This window comes from Microcystis sp. LE19-10.1B (assembly GCF_027530565.1).
GTDB classification, from domain to species: Bacteria; Cyanobacteriota; Cyanobacteriia; order Cyanobacteriales; family Microcystaceae; genus Microcystis; species Microcystis aeruginosa.
Genome location: NZ_JAPZQM010000006.1, coordinates 1 through 2,954, shown reverse-complemented (window position 1 = coordinate 2,954; position 2,954 = coordinate 1). Strand labels below are relative to the sequence as shown.

The window sequence follows — 2,954 nt, the reverse complement described above, 5'->3', positions numbered from 1 at the left end:
AGGCGCAACATTTTGAGATTTTTTCCCAAACCTTGCCAGGAATATTATCTCTTATCTTGACCAGATGGATTGACTTCCAGGGGTGACAAAACTTAAGCACTACTCGAACATCTCGACGCTAGATGTTAAGTCTGATTGCCCGTCCATTCTCAATAAGCACTGTTTATTGAGAATGACCGGGGGAACTCTGAAATTTTCGGCTTAGTTGCTGGCAGCTTGCCGCCAACTCACTCCTCTAGATAAGTATTTTGACTCACGCCCCTTCCTCTTTTGAGACGTTGTGACACTTAGGGTGCGGAATGTGGGTGGTATGGTTCGATCGGGGGGCGTGAATCGACTAAATCCTTATCTGGCAAGAGTTCTATTGATTAGTTCGTTCTAGAGCGAAAACAATTGACCAAAATCGCAGCAATGTCTGTCTCTATAAGGGTTTCATTCCTTATAACCCCGTCCATTGCATAACAAAAACCGAAGAACCATACTATTGACGACGACAAAACTTGAAAATCAATCGAAAGATAACAAGAATTACTATCGTGTTGCTTCAAAACCAACCCCTTCAAAGGTATAGCTCCAGTCAGGATGAGCCAAGACATTATCCCTTTCGGCTGGATTAGTCGTAAAGAAATGTCCTCTGGAGATCGGGTTATAGAAGCGGAAAACATCCGATCCTAGACTGGCACTCGCTCCGTAAGCATAGAAGCCAATTCCTTCAAAGTTATATTGCCATTCGGGATGACCGTTGACAGTATCCCTTTCTGCTGGATCGATCGTGAAGAAGTGTCCTCTGGAAATCGGGTTATAGAAGCGAAAAACGGGAAATAGATTATTACCAGGGGATTGGGCGGCTTGAAAACCAACTCCTTCAAAGGTATATTGCCATTCGGGATGAGCGATGACATTATCTTTTTCTGCTGGGTTGAGGGTAAAGAAATGTCCTCTGGAAATCGGATTGTAAAAACGGTAGACGGGACAAGTTAAGGGGTCGGGACAAGGAGGAGTAGGGGGGGGAGGGGAAGGAGCAAGATTCCAGCCTTCATCCTTTAAGATTCCTAGGGGGATGGGGCCCGGGTCGTGAATCGCTTCACCTAGGCTAAAATAGGGTGTATCTAAGGAATTAGGATTGCCCCGGGGATAAGTCAGTTCGTCAAGATGGGCGTAACTAGAACCTTGTTGCCATTGACTAGGGGCGTAAAGTTTCGGACGGATTCCATTATTCGCCCCTACAGCATTAGGTCCATCGAAGAAAAGGTTGTTGCTGGTTAGTTGATTACCGAGGGCAACAGACGGGTTAGGGAATAAGCTCGTATTAATGAGGCTTTGCCCCGCACCATTTTCTGTAAAGCGATCATAGATACCGGGAAAGCCCGTACCCAATCCCCAACTTCCCTGACCGCCACTGTAGTCCATCAAGCCAATGTTTCCTAAACCGTGTAATATTTCGTGCAGAGCGACGGTGACAAAATCATATTGGTTGGCTGGAGTCTTGCCATCTGTACCGAAATACCAGTTGGCAGTGCTATTTAACTCGGAGGTCATATCCCCATCGTTAGGCGCAAGATCTCGACCTGCTAGCTGATTAGCCAGGGCTGATGTGTACCATGTATTCGGTCGTGTTCCGGGGGATTCTCTCCAAAAGAGATTGGGGCTTGCTCGGCCGAGAATCGAAGGATCTAAGGGTTGCCAGTAGGCATCAACGGCAATCGGGATAGTTGAGACGATAATAGATTCCCAGATACTGACCGCATACTGAAAAGCCGCTTGTGCTTGAGGGGTATAGTTATGATAAGTAACATTAATTGTCGCCGTTCGAGCGTCAGCCATGAGTCGATTCTGTACGTCAATTGATAGAGGAACTAAAGAGGTTTCTACTGACTCGGATGATTGATTGGCGACGAGGATGATCGAGGGTGGTACTACCGATCCTGGCAACTGTTCGGAAGCGGGGGTAATCGAAGGTGGTACTACCGATCCTGGCAACTGTTCGGAAGCGGGGGTAACCGAAGGCGGTACTACTGACCCCGGTAATTTTTCGGAAGCGGGGGTAATCGAAGGCGGTACTACTGACCCCGGCAATTGTTCGGGATCATTTTGACGATGAGGGTTAAATAAATCGTCTGTGGATAAGGACAAATCTCGATCGAATTCAAGGGGATTCATGATTAGAGAATCATTGAAGAATATTTGCCGATCGAGAGCTTGACTCGAATTGGTGCCGTTGTTCATACCTGTATAATTCTCCTCGTGAGGCGTTGTAGAGAAAGAGTCCGGTGACAGATAATTATCAAGAGAAAACGAGGGTGATGAGAGGGTTTACTTCCTTCCCGCAGCAACACGACCCAACCGACAAGCCTTGTCGTGTTAATGTTTGTGAACCCAGGCAATGGGCAATTTAAGAGCGGGAATGGAGTAGTCATTCCACAACATACAACTTTATCTAGATAACAGAATTCCAGACTCAAATAGAATTTATAATCCGACAGCAGAATGATTTTATCTATCTAACCCGTAACAACTAGACTTCAGGTTTTAAACCTCATTCCACTATTAGAATAATATTGCCATATCCAACAGTTCGAGAAACCCATCAATGAACTGGCCCCCACTAAGTACCTATTGTTGTTTCTGTTTCTTCTTTTCTCGTATTTTGAAAACGGGATCTGTGTTATTCGGTCATTTAGACTATTTCTACAACTCGATCGTAGTCAAAAATATCTTGTATTTTGTTGTTTCGTTATATAAGTTAATAGTTATTTGAGCGTTTAACAAGCTGAACGGTTCTTCCCAAGACAGGGATGACCGGCTTTTCTGATTAGTAAGCTTTTACGCATTTAAGTTACATTGACAGCATTACCCTTATTTTTAAGTTTTCTACTCCATTTAATAATCAATCCCCCTTCATTTAAAAGCTGATTGACTACTTTTTCCAGTTCTTCTTTATTTTCAAATTCTCG

Annotated in this window: 1 protein-coding gene and 1 pseudogene; both read right to left on the bottom strand. The window is 44.5% G+C overall.

From position 1 onward, the window contains the following. Window positions 1-531: 531 nt before the first annotated feature. A complete protein-coding gene (locus O9332_RS00175) occupies window positions 532-2,226 on the bottom strand; it encodes a hypothetical protein (RefSeq protein WP_288023207.1) in 1,695 nt (564 codons plus the stop codon). Window positions 2,227-2,831: 605 nt separating this feature from the next. Further along, window positions 2,832-2,954, bottom strand: a pseudogene (locus tag O9332_RS00170) (IS630 family transposase); the annotation flags it as partial.